General features: G+C 49.7%; 1 protein-coding gene. It reads left to right on the top strand.

Translation table 11 applies throughout. The annotated features are described in order from the left end of the window. Positions 1 to 41: 41 nt before the first annotated feature. Positions 42 to 294: hypothetical protein (locus FHD02_RS24135; protein WP_220394392.1), on the top strand; the 253-nt coding region annotated here is incomplete at its 3' end.

Raw genomic sequence — 294 nt, 5'->3', positions numbered from 1 at the left:
CACCGACGCTTTCGCCGGGTTCTGCTACCGGGAAATCGGGTATGGATATGCCAAAAACGCCAAAACATGTCACTACAGATAGCGATCAGACTAATGGTGTTATGCCTTCCAGCAATACCAGTGGTCAAACACCGACGCTTTCGCTGGGTTCTGCTACCGGGAAATCGGGTATGGATATACCAAAAACGCCAAAACATGTCACTACAGATAGCGATCAGACTAATGGTGTTATGCCTTCCAGCAACACCAGTGGTCAAACACCGACACTTTCGCCGGGTTCTGCTACCGGGAAAT

The sequence above is a fragment of the Citrobacter sp. EC_71 genome (genome assembly GCF_019584005.1).
In the GTDB taxonomy this organism is placed as follows: domain Bacteria; phylum Pseudomonadota; class Gammaproteobacteria; order Enterobacterales; family Enterobacteriaceae; genus Citrobacter; species Citrobacter werkmanii.
This window is presented reverse-complemented; position numbering and strand designations above follow the sequence as displayed.